This window comes from Ruegeria sp. ANG10 (assembly GCF_040705255.1).
Classification (GTDB): Bacteria; Pseudomonadota; Alphaproteobacteria; order Rhodobacterales; family Rhodobacteraceae; genus Ruegeria.
The window spans coordinates 68,588-87,754 of the sequence record NZ_JBFCVU010000002.1 but is presented as its reverse complement, the minus strand read 5'-3'; the positions used below and the strand labels follow the sequence as shown (position 1 = coordinate 87,754).

Annotated in this window: 14 protein-coding genes and 1 tRNA gene; 9 read left to right on the top strand and 6 right to left on the bottom strand. The window is 56.9% G+C overall.

Features of this window, described 5'->3' with window-relative positions; all coding sequences use genetic code 11:
* Positions 1 to 127: 127 nt before the first annotated feature.
* Complete coding sequence (locus AB1A64_RS04465) at positions 128 to 955, top strand: polyphosphate kinase 2 family protein (protein WP_366550323.1); 828 nt, start codon at positions 128 to 130, stop codon at positions 953 to 955.
* A gap of 65 nt (positions 956 to 1,020) precedes the next feature.
* Positions 1,021 to 1,094: transfer RNA gene (locus tag AB1A64_RS04460), tRNA-Gly, on the top strand.
* 1 nt (position 1,095) lies between these two features.
* Here the strand turns inward: AB1A64_RS04460 and AB1A64_RS04455 are convergent.
* Both AB1A64_RS04455 and AB1A64_RS04450 read right to left on the bottom strand, forming a co-directional pair.
* Positions 1,096 to 1,953: a class I SAM-dependent methyltransferase gene (locus AB1A64_RS04455; protein WP_366550322.1), complete on the bottom strand. Its 858-nt coding sequence runs from the start codon at positions 1,951 to 1,953 to the stop codon at positions 1,096 to 1,098.
* Positions 1,954 to 1,977: 24 nt separating this feature from the next.
* Positions 1,978 to 4,023, bottom strand: a complete 2,046-nt coding sequence (locus AB1A64_RS04450; RefSeq protein ID WP_366550321.1) for an ASKHA domain-containing protein — start codon at positions 4,021 to 4,023, stop codon at positions 1,978 to 1,980.
* 217 nt (positions 4,024 to 4,240) lie between these two features.
* On the opposite strand from AB1A64_RS04450, the gene guaB reads away from it, so the two are divergent.
* The 3 genes from guaB to AB1A64_RS04435 all read left to right on the top strand — a co-directional run bounded on the left by guaB (position 4,241) and on the right by AB1A64_RS04435 (position 9,338).
* Positions 4,241 to 5,689, top strand: coding sequence for an IMP dehydrogenase (gene guaB / locus AB1A64_RS04445; RefSeq protein WP_366550320.1), 1,449 nt, complete (start codon positions 4,241 to 4,243; stop codon positions 5,687 to 5,689).
* Positions 5,690 to 5,784: 95 nt separating this feature from the next.
* Complete coding sequence (locus AB1A64_RS04440) at positions 5,785 to 6,942, top strand: RsmB/NOP family class I SAM-dependent RNA methyltransferase (protein ID WP_366550319.1); 1,158 nt, start codon at positions 5,785 to 5,787, stop codon at positions 6,940 to 6,942.
* 104 nt (positions 6,943 to 7,046) lie between these two features.
* Entirely contained in the window at positions 7,047 to 9,338 is a 2,292-nt protein-coding gene (locus tag AB1A64_RS04435) for an ATP-binding protein (RefSeq protein WP_366550318.1), read from the top strand.
* A 5-nt stretch (positions 9,339 to 9,343) separates the two neighbouring features.
* Here AB1A64_RS04435 and AB1A64_RS04430 read toward each other — a convergent pair whose 3' ends face one another.
* A complete protein-coding gene (locus AB1A64_RS04430) occupies positions 9,344 to 9,937 on the bottom strand; it encodes a sulfotransferase family 2 domain-containing protein (protein ID WP_366550317.1) in 594 nt (197 codons plus the stop codon).
* A gap of 192 nt (positions 9,938 to 10,129) precedes the next feature.
* On the opposite strand from AB1A64_RS04430, the gene recA reads away from it, so the two are divergent.
* From recA to AB1A64_RS04410, 4 genes are all read left to right on the top strand, one after another.
* The gene (gene recA, locus AB1A64_RS04425; RefSeq protein ID WP_366550316.1) at positions 10,130 to 11,197 is read left to right on the top strand and encodes a recombinase RecA; all 1,068 of its coding nucleotides are present in this window, start codon (positions 10,130 to 10,132) and stop codon (positions 11,195 to 11,197) included.
* 179 nt (positions 11,198 to 11,376) lie between these two features.
* Positions 11,377 to 14,049, top strand: a complete 2,673-nt coding sequence (alaS, locus tag AB1A64_RS04420; RefSeq protein ID WP_366550315.1) for an alanine--tRNA ligase — start codon at positions 11,377 to 11,379, stop codon at positions 14,047 to 14,049.
* Position 14,050: 1 nt separating this feature from the next.
* Positions 14,051 to 14,338: a DUF1330 domain-containing protein gene (locus tag AB1A64_RS04415; protein ID WP_170348761.1), complete on the top strand. Its 288-nt coding sequence runs from the start codon at positions 14,051 to 14,053 to the stop codon at positions 14,336 to 14,338.
* A 357-nt stretch (positions 14,339 to 14,695) separates the two neighbouring features.
* Complete coding sequence (locus AB1A64_RS04410; protein WP_366550314.1) at positions 14,696 to 15,319, top strand: transglutaminase-like cysteine peptidase; 624 nt, start codon at positions 14,696 to 14,698, stop codon at positions 15,317 to 15,319.
* Between the two features lie 136 nt (positions 15,320 to 15,455).
* Here AB1A64_RS04410 and AB1A64_RS04405 read toward each other — a convergent pair whose 3' ends face one another.
* The 3 genes from AB1A64_RS04405 to AB1A64_RS04395 form a co-directional block, all read right to left on the bottom strand.
* On the bottom strand, positions 15,456 to 16,505 hold the full coding sequence (locus tag AB1A64_RS04405) for a hypothetical protein (protein WP_366550313.1): 1,050 nt from the start codon (positions 16,503 to 16,505) through the stop codon (positions 15,456 to 15,458).
* A gap of 300 nt (positions 16,506 to 16,805) precedes the next feature.
* Positions 16,806 to 18,623 carry a translational GTPase TypA gene (typA, locus tag AB1A64_RS04400; RefSeq protein WP_170348758.1) on the bottom strand — a complete coding sequence of 606 codons (1,818 nt, stop codon included), beginning with the start codon at positions 18,621 to 18,623 and terminating at the stop codon, positions 16,806 to 16,808.
* A gap of 76 nt (positions 18,624 to 18,699) precedes the next feature.
* Entirely contained in the window at positions 18,700 to 19,035 is a 336-nt protein-coding gene (locus AB1A64_RS04395; protein WP_366550312.1) for an SMR family transporter, read from the bottom strand.
* Positions 19,036 to 19,167 lie beyond the last annotated feature (132 nt).

Sequence of the window (19,167 nt, the reverse complement as noted above, 5' to 3'; positions counted from 1 at the left end):
GGAAGCATAGAACATTGTTAAGGCCGGGCCTCGTGCCCGGCCTTTATCGGCCTTGATACCGATCAAGGCTAAGGCGTTGGCGGCGGGTCAGACTGTGTGGGACAGATGACCAGGGACCAGCGCAATCATGACCAGACATCATCCTCCTAAGCTCGCAGATACGGACCTGAACCTGAAACTCGGCAAACAGGCGTATTTCAAGAAACTGGCCGAGCTGCAGGCGCAGTTGGCTCTGATCCAACAGGCGTTTTTATTTCATGGGACCAAGGGAGTGCTGGTTTTTGAAGGCTGGGATGCGGCAGGTAAGGGCGGAACAATCCGGCGGATCAGTCAGGCGCTGGATCCGCGCAGTTTCAAAGTGTGGCCCATTGGGGCACCCCGGAACTATTATCTGAACCGTCACTACCTATTACGGTTTTGGGAGAGGTTGCCACCTCAAGGCGCGATCTCGGCTTTTGACCGCAGTTGGTATGGCCGGGTGCTGGTCGAACGGATCGAAAAGTTCACCCCGGAAGAGCGCTGGCGTGCAGCCTATCGTGAGATCAACGATTTCGAACGCATGCTGGTGGATGACGGCACCCGCATCGTAAAGCTGTTCTTTCACATTTCTCAGGAAGAACAGATGGAGCGGTTCACAGAACGTCTGCGCAACCCGATGAAGCGGTGGAAACTTACCTATGAAGATTTTCGAAACCGCGAACGATGGGCCGAAGCCGAAGTTGCCGTAGATGAAATGTTGGCCCGTACCTCAACAGATGTCGCGCCATGGCATGTGATACCTGCCAACAACAAGAAATATGCAAGAATCAATGCAATGCAGGCGGTTGTTGATGCATTTTCAAAGGATATCGACCTGAACCCACAGCATCTGGATCAGCGCACGCTGGATGCGGCTTGCGAGGCGCTCGATGTGGATCAATCCCTGATCGACGACCTGCGTGCCCGGACCGAGTAAAATGGGAGCTGAGATGGAAAGACGCTTGCGGTTAATCAACCGCAGGTGCTATTCAGCGCCACGCGGCGGGTATGATGTAATGGTAGCCTGTCAGCTTCCCAAGCTGAACGCGCGGGTTCGATTCCCGCTACCCGCTCCAGTTACTCAGATTTTCGCGCCTGAAACAGGTTGATCAATGCCGGGATTTCAACCGTGTTTTCGAGCGCATACTGTTGAAATGCTTTGGTAATTCCTTGTTGGATAACCAATACGTCCTCGGCATCCCCTTCAAAATAGGCGATCAGACGGGCCGCCGGACCGATACGTGTAGACAAGGTTGCGCAATCCTCGATCGTTCCGCGAATGCGCAGTGAGACGGGCACCTGTTCGACACGAATATCGGTCAGGCCAGCCCGGTCCAGCAGGCCAGAGACCCGTTCGCGGTCATGAAAGGCCAATGGGCCAGGGGCGTTTCGATCCATTACAGGTGGGCTGCCCAGTCGGGCGCAAGCGATGATATGCGGTGTCTTGAACCAGGGGTTCCTGTCTAATGGTCCCCAGGCGGCAAAGGTCATCTCTCCGCCCGGCTTCAACGCACGTGCCATGTTGGCAAAGGCAGCGACCGTGTCTTCAAAAAACATCACCCCAAAACGCGAGATCATTGCGTCGCGGTCTGCCTCGACAAACGGGTGGGTCTGGGCATCGGCATGCTGGAGGTCGATGTTTGACAACCCTTTTTCGGTGGCCCGTTGTCCCGCGCGGTCCAGAAATGGCTGCGAGAAGTCCGCCGCCAGTACGTGACCACTTTCACCTACGGACTCTGCCGCCCTGACGCTGCTTGCACCAGTGCCGCAGCCGATATCCAGCACCCGCATGCCGGGTTGCAGCCCGGCTCGGTCTAAGACCAGATCAAGAACCGGGGCCAACATCTCATCCATCTGTTCCTCAAAGGTGAGCCAATTGGCGCCAGAGGGAGAATTGCTCCAGAATTCGGCCTGTTCTTCGTTCGCTGCTTGCATGATCGCCTCCCTCAGGTGACGCGACTATGACCGGCGGCGGCGTCGGCGACCAGACTTTTCATCGGCCCCTCCGCCCGAGTTGAAGGTTGGTGAGGGCAGGGTGACCACCTGCGACAACTCCGGGAACGGATCGGTTTTGTGCGGGATGGCGTTTGCGGCGACGAAATGATCCTGGAACTTGGGTTCAATCGCGGTTTCAACCTTGGTGATCTCGCGCACGACGCGCTCGATTTCCGAACGCGCGGTGATGTTGCACAGCGCAATCCGCGCACCGGTTCCCGCCGCGTTGCCCGCGCTTGAGACCTTGTCCAGCGGCGCGTCGGGGATCATGCCCAGAACCATCGCGTGTTTGGTTGAAATATGCGCACCGAAAGCTCCGGCCAGAACCACGCGGTCCACCTTATCGACCTCCATGACATCCATCAGAAGGCGCGCACCGGCATAAAGCGCGGATTTGGCCAGTTGGATGGCGCGGATGTCACCTTGGGTCACGGTGATGCGCGGGCCGCCCTCGGCGCTGGCGTCATGGATCAGGTAGGCATGAGTGCGGCCTTCGGGCACGCAGCGATTGGTGCCAGTTTGCTCGGCCGACCCGATTAGACCACTTTCATCCAGCAACCCGGCGATGCGCATTTCAGCGACCGCCTCGATGATGCCCGAACCACAGATGCCGGTGATGCCGGTGGTGGCAACGTCCTGATCGAAGCCATCTTCGTCAGACCATTTCTCGGACCCGATAACGCGGAAGCGGGGCTCCTTGGTAACGGGGTCAATCTCGATCCGTTCAATAGCTCCGGGTGCCGCACGCTGGCCAGAGCTGATCTGAGCGCCCTCGAAGGCAGGACCAGTGGGCGAGGAACAGGCCAGAACGCGGCTGGTGTTGCCCAGCAGAATCTCGGCGTTGGTGCCGACATCGACGATCAGAACGAGGTCTTCGGATTTGCCCGGCTCTTCGGACAGGGCAACGGCGGCACAGTCGGCACCGACATGGCCCGCGATGCAGGGCAGAATATAAACCTGCGCGCGTGGGTTCATTTTCGTCAGGTCCATTTCTCGCGCGGGCAGGGACATGCTTTCCGACGTGGCCAGAGCAAACGGCGCCTGACCCAGTTCAACCGGGTCTAGCCCCAGTAGCAGATGGTGCATGACCGGGTTGCAGACGAAGACGGTCTCAACGATCAAGTCCGCGTCAATCCCGGCCTCTTCAGCAATCGAGGTTGTCAGGTCATTGATCGCCTCGCGCACGGCTTTTGTCATCTCCTGATCGCCGCCGGGGTTCATCATCGAATATGACACACGGCTCATCAGGTCTTCGCCAAAGCGGATCTGTGGGTTCATCAGGCCCGAAGATGCCTTCACTTCACCCGTTTCCAGATCGGTCAGGTGGGCCGCAATGGTGGTCGAGCCAAGGTCGATTGCCAGCCCATACAGCCCGCTTTCATGCAGGCCAGGCCAGATTTCTACGACCTTCGCGACCGAGTCCTTGTGCCCTTTGTGAACAGCCACGGTAACTTCCCATTTACCTTTGCGCAGCACGGGTTGCAGCTTGGACATCAGCGACAGATCGGCGGTGACCGCATCGATGTGCCACTGTTCGCGCAGGGCGCGCTCCAACCGTTCCAGATCGCCGGTGGGTGAGTGCATGTCGGGTTCTTCCACCACCACAAAATACAGCCGGGTTGCCGGGTCCATGGTGATGGTGCGCGCGGTGGCGGCTTTGCGGACGACCTGCCGGTGTACCTGGCTTTCAGGTGGTACGTCGATCACGATGTCGCCCTGAACCGTCGCCTGACAACCCAGACGGCGACCGGTTTTCAAGCCGCGCTTATCGTCGTAGCGCTGCTCGACCGCGTTCCATTCGCTCAGCGCGTCCTCGGATACGGTGACGCCATGTTTGGGAAACTCTCCATAGCTTGGTGTAATCTGGCATTTCGAACAGATCCCACGGCCACCACAGACCGAATCCAGGTCGACGCCCAACTGCCTGGCGGCGGTCAGAACCGGGGTGCCGACGGGGAAATGCCCGCGTTTGCCCGAGGGAGTAAAGACGACAAGGGGGTCGGTGGTCATATCTGGCCTGCCTTTTTGTATTCGCGCGTTTGCCGGCAAGATATGGGTTTGTGCGCAAAGGGAAAGGGCATTCCGCGGCACGTTTTGGATAAGGAGCGTCGTTTTTTACCGTGGTAACGGCCCGCAGGGTAAAACTAGTTTAGGTCAGGGGCTTTTCCTTGGGATGAATCCATGTAATAGGGTCACCGCCAAACGGGCTTTTGCATGAGGTTAGCAGATGCAGATTCGTGAGGCACTTACCTTTGACGACGTACTCTTGGTTCCGGGGGCATCGACGGTGCTGCCTGCGACGGCGGACACGACCACGCGCGTGACCCGAGAGATCACCATGAACATCCCGCTGCTCAGCTCGGCCATGGACACGGTGACCGAGGCGCGCATGGCCATTGCCATGGCGCAGGCCGGTGGGATTGGCGTAATTCACAAGAACCTGACAACCGAAGAACAGGCCCGCGAAGTACGGCGGGTCAAGCGGTTTGAATCCGGGATCGTTTATAACCCGGTAACATTGAAGGTGGATCAGACGCTGGCTGATGCTAATGCCCTGGTGCAACGCTACAACTTCACCGGTTTCCCGGTTGTGGACGAAGAGGGCCGCGTGGTGGGTATTCTGACCAACCGCGATATGCGTTTTGCAACCTCGGACGATACGCCGGTGCACGCAATGATGACCTCGGACAATCTGGCGATGCTGAAAGAGCCCGCCGATCTGGAAGAGGCCAAAAGCCTGATGCGCGCCCGCCGGATCGAAAAGCTGCTGGTGGTTGATGGCACTGGCAAATTGACTGGCCTTTTGACTCTGAAAGACACCGAACAAGCGGTGCTGAACCCGACGGCCTGTAAAGACCGTCTGGGCCGTCTGCGTGTGGCTGCGGCGACCTCGGTCGGGGATGCCGGGTTTGAGCGGTCGGAACAGTTGGTGGATTCGGGTGTCGACATCATTGTGGTGGATACGGCGCATGGTCATTCGCAAGGCGTTCTGGACGCTGTGAAACGGGTCAAGACGCTGTCGAATGAGGTTCAGATCATTGCCGGTAACGTCGCCACGGGTGATGCGACCAAGGCGCTGATCGACGCAGGCGCGGATGCGATCAAGGTTGGTATTGGGCCGGGGTCGATCTGTACCACGCGGATGGTTGCCGGGGTCGGGGTGCCTCAGCTGACAGCGATCATGGATTGCGCTTCGGCCGCAGGGGATGTTCCGGTGATTGCAGATGGTGGCATCAAATTCTCGGGCGATTTTGCCAAGGCGATTGCGGCGGGTGCATCCTGTGCGATGGTCGGTTCGATGATTGCGGGCACCGATGAAAGTCCGGGCGAGGTGATCCTGTATCAGGGCCGTTCATTCAAATCCTATCGCGGCATGGGCAGCCTGGGCGCGATGGCGCGCGGCTCAGCAGATCGGTATTTCCAGAAGGATGCGGCCAACGACAAACTGGTACCCGAAGGGATCGAAGGGCAGGTGCCTTACAAAGGGTCGGCCAGCGCGGTGGTCCACCAATTGGTTGGCGGTTTGCGCGCGGCGATGGGCTATACTGGCTGCGCCACAGTCGAAGAGATGCGCAAGAACTGCAATTTCGTCAAAATTACTGGTGCGGGCCTGAAAGAAAGCCATGTGCATGACGTGCAAATCACCCGTGAAAGCCCGAACTACCGGGTGATGTAATTGCATCCAATGCGTAATGCGGCGTCCGGATCAGGGCGCCGTTTCGCGTTTTCAGCGCATCTCTACGCGCCACGACAACAGCATCGGAATAGACCATGACCCCGGCCGCTCGTATTCAGGCATCGATTGAAATCCTTGACCAGATTCTCTCAGGTATGCCCGTCGAGAAATCTCTGACCAACTGGGCGCGACGCAGCCGGTTTGCCGGGTCCAAGGATCGTGCTGCGGTTCGTGATCATGTGTTTGATGCGTTGCGGTGTCAGCGGTCCTATGCGGCGCTAGGTGGTGCTGACACTGGCCGAGGTTTGATGATCGGCGCGCTTCGCGCCTCTGGCGAACGGCCGGAGGATTTGTTCACAGGCGCCCGTCACGCGCCCGCGGTTTTATTTGAGTGTGAGGTCGGGCGTGACTTTCTTTCGGATGCCGAGCGTTTGGACATTCCCGAATGGCTGTGGCCCAGATTTCAGTCCTCATTGGGGGATCAGGCGGTTGCGGTCGCGCGGGCACTGCAACACCGCGCGCCGGTGCATTTGCGGGTTAATCTGGTCAAAACGAATGTAGCTTCTGCAATCAAAGTGCTAGCGGCTGAAGATATAACAGCCGCCCCACATCCAACATGCGAAACAGCCTTGGAAGTGACCGAAGGTGCGCGCAAAATTGCGCAAAGCAGGGCATATGCCGAGGGGCTGGTCGAGCTTCAGGATGCCGCCAGTCAGGCTGTTGTAGCTGCCTTAACCCTCCATCCAGGAATGCGGGTTCTGGACTATTGCGCAGGTGGGGGTGGTAAGTCTTTGGCCCTGGCCGCGCATCAGGGGATTAAGGTGTTTGCCCATGATGTAAACGCAGGCCGTATGCGCGATCTGCCTGCACGCGCCGATCGGGCTGGGGTACAGGTTCAGGTCGTATCGACGGATCAACTCGAACAGCAAAAGCCGTTTGATGTCATTCTCGCGGATGCGCCATGTTCGGGCAGTGGATCGTGGCGACGAGCGCCTGCGGGAAAGTGGGTGCTGACCGAAAGTCGCTTGCAGGAGCTTACCGGAATTCAATCGACCATTCTGGATAAGTTATCGACAATGGTCGCGTCGGGCGGTGTCTTGGCCTATGCGACGTGTTCCATGTTGGACGATGAAAACGGCGCTGTCGTCGCCTCATTTCTGCGCGCCAATCCAGAGTGGATCGAGACATTTCGCAAAACGTGGCTTGTTTCGCACGGAACTGATGGTTTCTTCACTGCACACTTGACGCGATAGTGCGTCAAGGCATAGCAACTCTAGGGAGAGTATCCGGTTTCGCTTAATCGGACATTAACCTTATTTGGGCTGACTACGCCAAAGCCCATCGACTTGAGTTGTTTATGACTGACACTACGGAAGTTTTCGCCGATCCGTCTTACCACAAAACCCCATCCGGCCTGCGACTTGCCTCTTTGGTCGTCATCGGTGCGCTTCTAAGTCTGGCGCCGGTTGCAGGGCTGTTGCCCGACGTTTGGCACACTGGGTTCATGGTTGCAGGCGTATCCTTTTTGGCCGCTTCGTTTCTGGTGGTTCTACGAGGGAAGATCACGGATTATCTGGCGCAGCAGGCGGTAAAAACCATGGCCGTTTTCGCAGAGCAAGATCTGTTTCCTTGCGTGATTGCGAACGCCCAGGGCGATATTTTGGCCGCCAACCCCGAGGCGCGCGCGCAGTTTAAAGCCTTCCCTGGCAGTCGGTTGGAGCAATGCCTGAAATCCCTGTTCGCGAACCCTCCGGCTATTTTGCTAAGACTGCAGTCGTCGGCTGAAATTTATGGCAAAGCCCGCGAAGACATTGTGACCGTTGGGTCGACGATCCCGGTTTCAGTGTTCAACGTTGGTCAAGGTCGGTTTTGCTGGCGCTTTCATCTGGACACACCAGGGCAGTGGGACGAGGTCAAAATCCCGGTCCTGACCGAAGGGCGCAACGGCACTTTGCTCCGGGTGAATGACGCAGCGGCGCATATGTTGGGGCAAAGGCCGGATGCGCTGAACGAAGTGTTCACGAGCGATTCCCTTACGCTAGGTGAAATTGTACAGGTTCAGACAACAAGGGGTGCGGTTTCAGCCATTGTTTGCGAACTGGGTCGGTCCGGCACTGTGCGAAACCTTCTTGTCTTGCCTGTGGCGCAGGACCGGCAAGCCAGCAGTGGCACGTCCTTTGCCGATCTGCCGGTGCCGATCATGCGTCTTGCCCCCGATGGTCGTATTCTCGAGGCCAACCGGCTGGCGGTAAAGTTGATCGGTGACATCGAGCCCGATGAAACCAATGTCGATCAGATCATGCAAGGGTTGGGGCATCCAATCTTGGATTGGTTGGGGCGAACCGCTGCACAAGAACCCACGATGCGGTCCGAGTTTCTGCGTCTAACCCGCCAGGACAAGGAGATTTTTGTTCAGGTCACTTTGAACCGGGTGGTGAACAACGGGCAGGTCTGCCTGATTGCGGTGTTGAATGACGCTACCGAACTCAAAACGCTTGAGGCACAGTTCGTGCAGGGGCAGAAAATGCAGGCGGTGGGCCAGCTGGCCGGTGGCGTTGCCCATGATTTCAACAATTTGCTGACGGCCATTTCCGGGCATTGTGACTTGCTGCTTTTGCGGCACGACCAAAATGATCCGAACTACGGCGATCTGGTTCAGATCAACCAGAATGCCAACAGGGCTGCGGCTCTGGTCAGTCAGCTGCTGGCGTTTTCGCGCAAACAAACCTTGCAGCCCGAGGTGTTGGACCTGCGCGATACGATCTCGGATCTCATCCACCTGCTGAACCGGTTGGTGGGCGAAAAAGTGCGTCTGATCCTCAGCCATGATCCGGTTCTGAAACCCGTCCGGGCAGATAAGCGGCAGCTTGAGCAGGTGCTGATGAATCTGGTTGTGAACGCGCGCGACGCCATGCCGGATGGCGGCGAGATTCGGATTGAGACTGAGGTGGTCGTGCTGAGCCAACCCTTCACACGCGACCGTGCCACGGTTCAGCCGGGCGAATACGTGACCGTCAAGGTAATCGACAGCGGCACCGGTATCCCGGCAGACAAGCTGCAAAAGGTATTTGAGCCGTTCTATACGACCAAACGCACTGGTGAAGGCACGGGGTTGGGCTTGTCCACGGTCTATGGAATCGTCAAGCAAACGGGCGGGTTCATTTTTGTCGACAGCCTTCCGGGGCATGGAACAGAATTCATCGTCTACCTTCCGGTGTCCGCCGCGCCTCAGGAGGTTCAGCAAGAGGCGTTGCCCGCAGTCGAAACGCAAAGCGCTCGGCAAGGTGAGGGTGTCGTGCTGTTGGTTGAAGACGAAGCCCCTGTGCGTGCCTTTGCAACACGTGCATTACGCTTGAAGGGCTATACCGTGCTTGAGGCCGGTTCGGCAGAAGAGGCGCTGCGCTTGCTCGAGGATGGGGCGTTGAATGTCGATGTTTTTGTCACCGACGTGGTCATGCCCGGTATGGATGGGCCAACCTGGGTGCGTCAGGCGATGAAAACGCGCCCGGATGTACGGGTGATCTTCATGTCCGGCTATACCGAAGGGGCTTTTGGTGATTCCGGGCCGGAAATCGCACACTCGGCCTTCTTGCCGAAACCATTCTCACTAAATGAGCTGACCGAAGCGGTGTTTCAACAGATTAACTGACCACATCAAAGTGCGGCGTCGTGGCAGACGAACTCAGCGTCGTGGTGTTTTCGAAATTTTCGCTCGGTTTCCAGTGACAGGACAAGCTCACATTGGGGTGAGACGTTTTCCTGCTTCAGGTTAATCTCCATGTTCAGACGATCCTGAAGGAAGTTCAAAATCTTATCCTGATTTTCGTATTTGAAGACATGGCTTGCACCAAAACCGTTGCTTCGGGTTCGAAAAAACTGACTTTGGCTGCCCACATCCGCGAAATCGGGGCGCGGAGATTTCATATAGGCTTGTACGAACTCGTCAAAGGACATGTCGCGGGTTGAATGTGGATGCCCGATCCGGTCATCGCGGCTGCGGAAACGGTACCAACTGCCCAACCAGTCGATCGGTTCACGTACGACGGCCATGATCTCCATTTCGGTGCCATACATTTTCCGAAAAATGTTCTGAAAAAAGCGGTCATAGCGCCGCACAGGAGCGTGTTTCAGATCTGGTGGACCGGTTACGACAAAATCGGCGCGCTCGCGCAGGGCTGAGTGATAGGCGGTGCTGCCAGTCTTTGGAACAGCCAGAAACGCCAAGCGTTCCTTATAGAAAACAAGCATTTAATTGCCTTTTGCCGATCTTTGTTACAGGTGCAGATTGGCGTAAACGACTCTTTAACACAATTGCCCAACAGTAAGTATTGTAAGTTTTAGTTGAAATGTTCTCTTTTTGGTCCCATAAGGAACAAGAGGCGAACAAAGCAGCGATTGCCGCCCGTTCAAGGGTGTGACAAAAGGGAAGGCGACAGGACAATGGCGGATCTTCTGACGATGAGCGACAAGAAAAACGCAGATAAGCAAAAGGCGCTCGACAGCGCGTTGGCCCAGATCGAACGCCAGTTCGGCAAGGGCTCGATCATGAAGCTGGGCGAGGATTCCAAGCAGGACATTGAGGCCAGTTCGACCGGTTCTCTGGGTCTGGACATTGCTTTGGGGATTGGTGGCCTGCCGATGGGGCGGATTGTCGAGATTTACGGGCCGGAAAGCTCGGGTAAGACGACGCTGACGTTGCACTGCATTGCCGAACAGCAAAAGCGTGGCGGTGTTTGCGCCTTTGTTGACGCGGAACATGCGCTGGACCCGCAGTATGCGCGTAAATTGGGCGTTGATCTGGATGAGCTGCTGATCTCGCAGCCCGACACCGGCGAACAGGCGCTTGAGATTACCGATACACTGGTACGCTCGGGGGCGGTGAACATGGTTGTCGTCGACTCGGTTGCGGCGCTGACGCCGAAATCCGAGTTGGAAGGCGACATGGGCGACAGCAATGTCGGCGTTCAGGCCCGTCTGATGAGCCAGGCGATGCGCAAACTGACTGGCTCGATCAGCCGTTCGAACTGCATGGTGATCTTTATCAACCAGATTCGGATGAAAATCGGTGTGATGTTCGGCAGCCCGGAAACCACGACCGGTGGTAACGCGTTGAAATTCTACAGCTCGGTCCGGCTGGATATCCGCCGCATCGGTGCAATCAAGGATCGCGATGAGGTTGTGGGCAACCAGACCCGCGTCAAGGTCGTCAAGAACAAGGTGGCGCCGCCCTTCAAGCAGGTGGAATTCGACATCATGTATGGCGAAGGCATCAGCAAGATGGGCGAATTGCTGGATCTGGGTGTCAAGGCCGGCGTGGTCGAGAAGTCAGGCTCGTGGTTCAGCTATGGCGACGAACGGATCGGGCAGGGGCGTGAGAATGCGAAGCAATACCTGCGCGACAACAACCGTGCCGCGCTTGAGATTGAAGACAAGATTCGCGCAGCACATGGTCTGGATTTTGACATGCCGCCCGGCGCGACTGAGGATGATGATATCCTCGAGGCGTAAACGATCGCTGACGGGAACGGAAAAATTCCGCGTCACACTGCCAGTGCTTAGAAAATCCGAAACAAGGCGGTCCATTGGGGCCGCCTTGTTTCGTTCTGCGAGTCCAACGCTGTGGACTATCCGCAGGGACAGGGATAAACCCGTTTTGACACAATATGATTGCGCGCCGAGAGAGCCTTATGCCCACGCTGAATGATATCCGATCAACCTTTCTGAACTACTTTGACAAACAGGGGCACGAAGTGGTGCCGTCCAGCCCTCTGGTCCCGCGCAACGACCCGACGCTGATGTTCGTGAACTCGGGGATGGTGCAGTTCAAAAACCTGTTTACCGGTGTGGAAACCCGCGATTATCAGCGTGCGACCACCGCTCAGAAATGTGTGCGCGCGGGCGGCAAGCACAACGATCTGGACAATGTGGGCTATACCGCACGGCACCACACGTTCTTTGAGATGCTGGGGAATTTCTCGTTCGGTGATTATTTCAAGAACGACGCGATCCCGTTTGCCTGGGAGTTGATTACTAAGGAATTCGGCGTCGACAAAAACCGTCTGCTGACCACTGTCTATCACACCGATGATGAGGCGTTTGAAATCTGGAAGAAGGTCGGTGTTCCCGAAGACCGGATCATCCGTATCGCCACCAATGACAACTTCTGGCAGATGGGCCCCACCGGCCCGTGCGGTCCGTGTACCGAGATTTTCTATGATCACGGCGATCACATCTGGGGTGGTCCTCCGGGATCGGCCGAGGAAGACGGCGATCGGTTCATTGAAATCTGGAACATCGTTTTCATGCAGAACGAGCAGTTCGAAGACGGCTCGATGGTTGAACTGGACATGCAGTCGATCGACACGGGCATGGGGTTGGAGCGGATTGGGGCGCTGCTGCAGGGAAGCCATGACAACTATGACACCGATCTGTTCAAAACCCTGATCGAGGCGTCGGCGGATGCCACGGGCGTTGATCCTTATGGTGATCAGAATGTCCATCACCGGGTGATAGCAGACCATCTGCGTTCGACGTCGTTCCTGATCGCAGATGGTGTGATGCCGTCGAATGACGGGCGAGGCTACGTCCTGCGGCGGATCATGCGCCGTGCCATGCGTCACGCGCATTTGCTGGGGGCGAAAGATCCAGTCATGCACCGCCTCGTGCCGGCGCTGGTGCAACTGATGGGCGCGCAATATACCGAGTTGGGTCAAGCGCAGGCCCTGATCGAAGAGACGCTGCTGCTGGAAGAAACACGCTTTAAACAGACGTTGGATCGCGGTTTGAAGTTGTTGGATGATGAGGTCTCTGGCCTGCCTGAAGGCAGTGCATTGTCGGGTGAATCAGCGTTCAAGCTTTATGACACTTACGGTTTTCCTTTGGATTTGACGCAAGATGCATTGCGGGAAAAAGGCCGGACAGTGGATACGGACGGGTTCGATGCGGCCATGGCCGAGCAGAAAGCCAAGGCACGTGCCGCTTGGGCGGGATCGGGCGAGTCCGCAGATCAGGCGGTTTGGTTTGACGTTCTGGACGCAGCGGGCGCCACCGATTTTCTGGGTTACGACACCGAAAAAGCCGAAGGGCAGGTGGCTGCTCTGGTGGTTGATGGCGCTTTGGTCGACAAGATTGAAAAGGGTGGCTCGGGTTGGGTTGTCGTGAACCAGACGCCATTCTATGGCGAAGCTGGTGGTCAGGTTGGTGACACCGGGGAAATTCGGCGTCTTGAGAACCTGCAAGACGTGGCGCAGGTCGAAGACACGCGCAAGTTTGCAGAAGGTAAGGTTTATGCGCATCGGGTCACGGTAAGCCAAGGTACTTTGTCGAAGGGCGATGCTGTTGAGCTTGAGGTTGATCATGCCCGTCGAACAGGGATCCGGGCCAACCATTCGGCCACGCACTTGCTGCACGAGGCGCTTCGCGAAACGCTGGGTGATCACGTGGCACAGCGCGGTTCGCTGAATGCCTCAGACCGGCTGCGTTTCGATTTCAGCCATTCCAAGGCGCTCAGCCCTGATGAGATTCAAAAGGTTGAACGTGAGGTGAATGAATTCATCCGCCAAAACTCGACTGTTGAAACACGGATCATGACGCCCGACGATGCGCGCGAACTGGGTGCGCAGGCGCTGTTTGGTGAGAAATACGGTGACGAAGTCCGGGTTGTGTCGATGGGCAAAGCTCAGACAGGCAAGGGTCATGACGGCGATACTTGGTCCATCGAACTGTGTGGGGGCACGCATGTGCGTCAGACCGGTGATATCGGCACGTTTGTTGTACTGGGTGACAGTGCCAGCAGTGCCGGTGTGCGCCGGATCGAGGCGCTGACCGGGGATGAGGCGTTCCGGCATCTGTCCGCGCAAGATCAGCGGCTGGGTCAGATTGCTTCGGAATTGAAAGCGCAGCCGGATGATGTGGTCACCCGGGTCAAGTCTCTGCTGGATGAACGCAAAGCTTTGCAAAACGAGGTTGCTCAGTTGCGCCGTGATCTGGCGATGGCCGGTGGTGCAGGGCAGGGCGGCGGAGCCGAAGCACGTGACGTGAACGGTGTGCCTTTCCTGGCGCAGGCATTAAGCGGGGTTTCAGGTAAGGATCTACCTGCACTGATCGACGAACACAAAAGCCGTCTGGGCTCGGGCGCGGTGCTGTTGATTGCGGATGCCGGTGGCAAGGCTGCCGTGGCTGCTGGTGTAACATCGGACCTGACCGACAAGGTTTCAGCCGTTGATTTGGTACGGGCTGCAGTGGTCGAACTGGGTGGCAAGGGTGGCGGCGGACGCCCGGACATGGCGCAGGGCGGTGGCCGGGATGCGTCAAATTCAGAAGCGGCAATCAAAGCCGCAGAACAAGTTTTGGGAGGATAAAATGCCGGCACTTTGGATTGCCCACGTGACCGTGACAGACAACGAGGCCTACGGCAAATATGCTGAACTGGCAGGACCGGCGCTTGCCAAGCACGGGGGCTCGTTCATCGCACGTGCTGGACGGTATGTGCAGCTTGAAGGGAAAGAGCGCCCACGCAATGTTGTTGCCCGTTTCCCCTCGGTCGAGGCCGCAGTGGAATGCTACAATTCACCCGAATATCAACAGGCGCTGGACCATGCACGCGGGGCTAGTGAACGTGAATTGCTGATTGTCGAGACCACTGAATAGAATTCGACTGTCAAAGTTAGGCCAACTTCTGGTTGTGTAGGCGGAATTTAGCCAATGGAAAAGCCAGGTAGCTTTATGAGCAGCCTGGCTTTTTTGATATTACAATATTGCTATATATTACAGCTATTTGCTTTAAGTAAGTTGTGTTGAGTTAACCTTACGTAACTTTTGGATTGTGGCCGAGTCCTCACAATTCTTGCCTGAAATGGTCAAAATGCGGAACGAATTTCCGCCTCTTTTTCCTTGCAACTTCACCTCAGATTGCGCAAACGGCCCCGTCTACTGATAGTTAAGCTAAACGATCTACGGTCCTGTTTGTCCGCAATTACGAGGATGAATAATGGTCGAGGAACAGGCATGAAGCTGTTGAGCAATGAACTCAGAGATGTATCTGCACGGTTGACCTCATCAATTGGTCGACTGGTTGCTGTATCCGCATTGGCGTTAGGAACTTTGGGTGTTGGCACCGATGCACAAGCAACCGAGGGACGCTTTATCCAGATTGCAGCCGTGTCGCCGCCGCCGTCAGGCGCTCGGCAACTGTGCCGTCAATACAGATGGGCGTGTTCGACCAAAGCAACTGTATCCATGTCCAGCCAGAAAGAGATGCAGATCATTCAGCACGTAAATCGTCAGGTGAATGCGACGACACGCGCGGTAACGGATCGGTCGCAATATCGGACTGCGGAAAGGTGGGCGTTGCCGACCTCTCGTGGCGGAGATTGCGAAGATTTTGCGCTGCTTAAGAAGCGTGACTTAATTCGGGCCGGGGTTGATCCCAGTAAATTGCTGATCGCGACTGTATTAGATGCAAAGCGCAATTCACATGCCGTGCTTGTTTATCGCTCGGCAGCCGGGGACTTGGTTTTGGATAACCTAACCAATCAGATCAAACCGTGGGCCGCCACGCAATATCTGTTCCTTCGCATGCAAAACCCCAGGAAACCCAGCGGTTGGGTCGGCGTTTACGGTCGTAGCTGAGACTTTTTCCATTTCCCCTCAGGCTTGAGGGTAAAAAGGGCGGCCCGGAGGTCGCCCTTTGTGCATTCCATAGGTTTTAGCCTGGTCTGACCATTCATTCAGCATCTTAGGACGCAAGTCAGATGCAGCTGTTCGGTTAAAACGTTCCACCACTGCCGGGACCGCCAGCGTTTCCACCAGATGCGCCGCCTGTGCTGCCGCCATTACCGTTGCCGCCGCCGCCGCCACCTTGGCCGTTATTGCTGCCGCCATTACCGGTGCCCGGTCCTGAGCCACCGTTGTTGCCGCCGCCATTACCGCTGTTTCCGGCGTTCCCGTTCCCATTGCCTGGCCCACCGTTATTGCCGCCGTTGCCATTACCGGAATTGCCACCGTCGCCGTTATTGCCGCCGTTGCCATTACCGGAATTGCCACCGTCGCCGTTATTGCCGCCGTTGCCATTACCGGAATTACCACCGCCGCCATTGTTGCCGCCGTTGCCGTTGCCGGAGTTGCCACCGCCGCCATTATTGCCGCCGTTGCCGTTGCCGGAATTGCCACCGTCGCCATTGTTGCCGCCGTTGCCGTTGCCGGAATTGCCACCGCCGCCATTATTGCCGCCGTTGCCGTTGCCGGAATTGCCACCGCCGCCGTTGTTGCCGCCGTTGCCGTTGCCGGAATTGCCACCGCCGCCGTTGTTGCCGCCGTTGCCATTACCGTTGTTGCCACCGCCGCCGTTGTTGCCACCGCCGCCGCCGCCGTTGTTGCCACCGCCACCGCCGCCGTTATTGCCACCGCCGCCGTTGTTGCCGCCACCGCCGCCGCCGCCGCTAGTGGGCGAAGGGCTTGCGCCGCCGTCGTCGCTGCTACCGCCGCCGCTATCACCGCTGCCTGAATCGCCAAAGGTATCGCTATCACTATCGCGATCGGATGCAGCCGTGGACGCCGTTGGCAAATCAGTCAGGACAGCTGCGAATGCCGGACAACTTTCAAGCGTACCGGCCAGAATGTCCTCGAAATCAGCTCTGCGCTGGATGTAGCGCAACATGCGCGTATCGACGACTGTGCAATCGCACAGTGTTTCGGGCGATACCGATTGTCGGGCTGTTTTGATGTCGCATCTTTCCGCCTGAGCCGCGCTGGCGGTGATGAACGGTAAAGTTGCTGAGACAAATACAAAAGATAATAAATGGGATTTCACGCGCATGGCGCCGCTCCTTCAGAACTCGTTACTAACACTATTGCACTACAGTTTGTGCTTTACGTTTTGGTACATCAATTGTGCCATACTTCAACCACAATTACACCCATTTTGGGTCACATTTACAAGGGGTGTTTAATTTGAATTAATTTTAGGAACAAATTTTACGCAAAAAAAATACACTTAAAACAAAGAGAAAGCCCGCCAAAACGGCGGGCTTTTCGTATATTTTCGCAGTTCATGCGCGCACAAATTTGTCAGATGTGTGGCATTGTTGCCATTGCGACAACTATACTTAAGGGAGACTCAGGCGGACTTCGCCATACGCTTGCGTTCATGCGGGTCCAGAAAGCGTTTGCGTAGACGAACAGCGTTTGGGGTGACCTCAACCAATTCATCATCGTCGATATAAGCAATCGCCTCTTCCAGCGAGAACTGAACGTGGGGCGTAAGCCGTACGGCATCGTCAGAACCGCTTGCGCGGACGTTGGTCAGCTTTTTACCCTTGAGAGGGTTCACTTCCAGATCATTGTCGCGCGAATGCTCACCGATAACCATGCCCTGATAAACGTCAGTTTGCGGGGCAACGAACATGCGGCCGCGCTCCTCCAAGTTCCACAGGGCATAAGCCACGGCCTGACCCTTCTCCATCGAGATCAGAACGCCTGCGCGACGACCCGGGATCGGGCCCTTGTGCGCGGCCCAGCCGTGGAACACGCGGTTCAGAACGCCGGTGCCACGTGTGTCTGTCAGGAACTCGCCATGATACCCGATCAACCCGCGTGAAGGGACGTGTGCGATGATCCGGGTTTTGCCTGCACCGGCGGGGCGCATTTCGGCCAATTCACCTTTGCGTGCACCGGTGATCTTTTCGATCACCGAGCCCGAGAATTCATCATCCACGTCGATGGTGACTTCTTCGATGGGTTCCAGACGCTGGCCTTCTTCCTCACGGAACAAAACCTGCGGGCGCGAAATGCTGAGTTCGAAGCCTTCACGGCGCATATTCTCGATAAGAACGCCCATTTGCAATTCGCCACGACCCGCGACCTCAAACGCCTCGCCCCCGGGGGTATCGGTGATGCGGATGGCGACGTTGGATTCGGCCTCTTTCATCAGGCGGTCACGAATAACGCGGGATTGGACCTTTTTGCCGTCACGACCTGCCAGAGGGGAATCGTTGATGCCAAAGGTCACAGTGATGGTCGGTGGATCGATGGGCTGGGCGGGCAGGGCTTCTTCGACCTGCGGGGATACCAACGAATCCGCAACAGTGGCTTTGCTCATCCCTGCGATGGTAACGATGTCCCCAGCTTCGGCCACGTCGATGGGTTGTTGCGCGAGGCCACGAAACGCCAGGATTTTCGACGCGCGGAAGTTCTCGATCAGGGTGCCATCGCGGGACAGCGCCTTGAGGCTGTCACCCGCCTTCAGCGTACCGCTTTCAACGCGACCGGTGAGGATGCGGCCAATGAACGGATCGCTGCCCAGCGTCGTGGCCAGCATGCGGAACGGTTCGTCCTTGCGTTCGGCCTGTTGCGGGGCAGGGACGTGATCGACGATCAGGTCGAACAGCGCGGTCAGGTCCTTGCGCGGTCCGTCCAGTTCCATATCCGCCCAACCAGAACGACCTGAGGCGTACATGGCCGGGAAGTCCAGTTGGTCATCATCAGCGCCAAGGTTGGCGAACAGGTCGAAACATTCGTCCAGCGCGCGGTCGGGTTCGGCGTCGGGCTTGTCGACCTTGTTCAAAACGACGATCGGGCGCAGTCCCAGCGCAAGCGCCTTGGAGGTCACAAACTTGGTCTGTGGCATCGGGCCTTCGGCGGCATCGACCAGCAATACAACGCCGTCGACCATGCTGAGAATCCGCTCAACCTCGCCACCGAAATCGGCGTGGCCGGGGGTGTCGACGATATTGATGCGTGTGCCTTTCCATTCGACACTGGTGGCTTTGGCCAGAATGGTTATGCCACGCTCACGTTCAAGATCGTTGCTGTCCATGGCGCGTTCAGCCACAGCTTGATTTTCCCGGAACGCACCGGATTGTTTAAGCAGCTCATCCACCAGGGTCGTTTTGCCGTGGTCCACGTGAGCGATGATTGCGATATTGCGCAGGTCCATGAGAGGTCAGCCTTTGAACGGGAAGTTGCCGCGCGCATAGCGCGGTTTGACCAAATAGACCAGCCCTAACCGGCGATCAGTGACCGGCTGTCTTGGAAAACAGGTGAATGATCAGGATTCCCGCCAAAATCATTATCAATCCAACGACGGCGGGCCAGTCCAGCCTTTGTCCGAAAACAATAAAGCCGATGATCGCGATCAGAAAGATGCCAAGCCCGGACCAGATCGCATAGACAATTCCGACCGGCATGAATTTTAGCGTCAGGCCCAGCAGGTAAAAAGCAATGCCATAGCTGACAACCACCAGAACGGAGGGCCAGAAACGACTGAACTGTTGGCTGGCTTGCAAAGAGGTCGTGCCAATGGTCTCTGCGATGACCGCCAGCAACAAGATCAGATAGGCTTTAGGCACGGTAGGTATCTCGACAAATGTTTTGCGAGGTTGAGCATGAAAACAGCAAAGCGAGCAAGCAAAATCTGGGATTCCCGGCTTGCGTGATGACGTAACGGCAGAAACGCCGACCATTTGGGAAGTATGGATAAC

Coding starts and splice junctions, on each gene's coding strand:
- AB1A64_RS04465 (WP_366550323.1), top strand. CDS start 128: ATGACCAGACATCATCCTCCTAAGCTCGCAGATACGGACCTGAACCTG.
- AB1A64_RS04455 (WP_366550322.1), bottom strand. CDS start 1,953: ATGCAAGCAGCGAACGAAGAACAGGCCGAATTCTGGAGCAATTCTCCC.
- AB1A64_RS04450 (WP_366550321.1), bottom strand. CDS start 4,023: ATGACCACCGACCCCCTTGTCGTCTTTACTCCCTCGGGCAAACGCGGG.
- guaB (WP_366550320.1), top strand. CDS start 4,241: ATGCAGATTCGTGAGGCACTTACCTTTGACGACGTACTCTTGGTTCCG.
- AB1A64_RS04440 (WP_366550319.1), top strand. CDS start 5,785: ATGACCCCGGCCGCTCGTATTCAGGCATCGATTGAAATCCTTGACCAG.
- AB1A64_RS04435 (WP_366550318.1), top strand. CDS start 7,047: ATGACTGACACTACGGAAGTTTTCGCCGATCCGTCTTACCACAAAACC.
- AB1A64_RS04430 (WP_366550317.1), bottom strand. CDS start 9,937: ATGCTTGTTTTCTATAAGGAACGCTTGGCGTTTCTGGCTGTTCCAAAG.
- recA (WP_366550316.1), top strand. CDS start 10,130: ATGGCGGATCTTCTGACGATGAGCGACAAGAAAAACGCAGATAAGCAA.
- alaS (WP_366550315.1), top strand. CDS start 11,377: ATGCCCACGCTGAATGATATCCGATCAACCTTTCTGAACTACTTTGAC.
- AB1A64_RS04415 (WP_170348761.1), top strand. CDS start 14,051: ATGCCGGCACTTTGGATTGCCCACGTGACCGTGACAGACAACGAGGCC.
- AB1A64_RS04410 (WP_366550314.1), top strand. CDS start 14,696: ATGAAGCTGTTGAGCAATGAACTCAGAGATGTATCTGCACGGTTGACC.
- AB1A64_RS04405 (WP_366550313.1), bottom strand. CDS start 16,505: ATGCGCGTGAAATCCCATTTATTATCTTTTGTATTTGTCTCAGCAACT.
- typA (WP_170348758.1), bottom strand. CDS start 18,623: ATGGACCTGCGCAATATCGCAATCATCGCTCACGTGGACCACGGCAAA.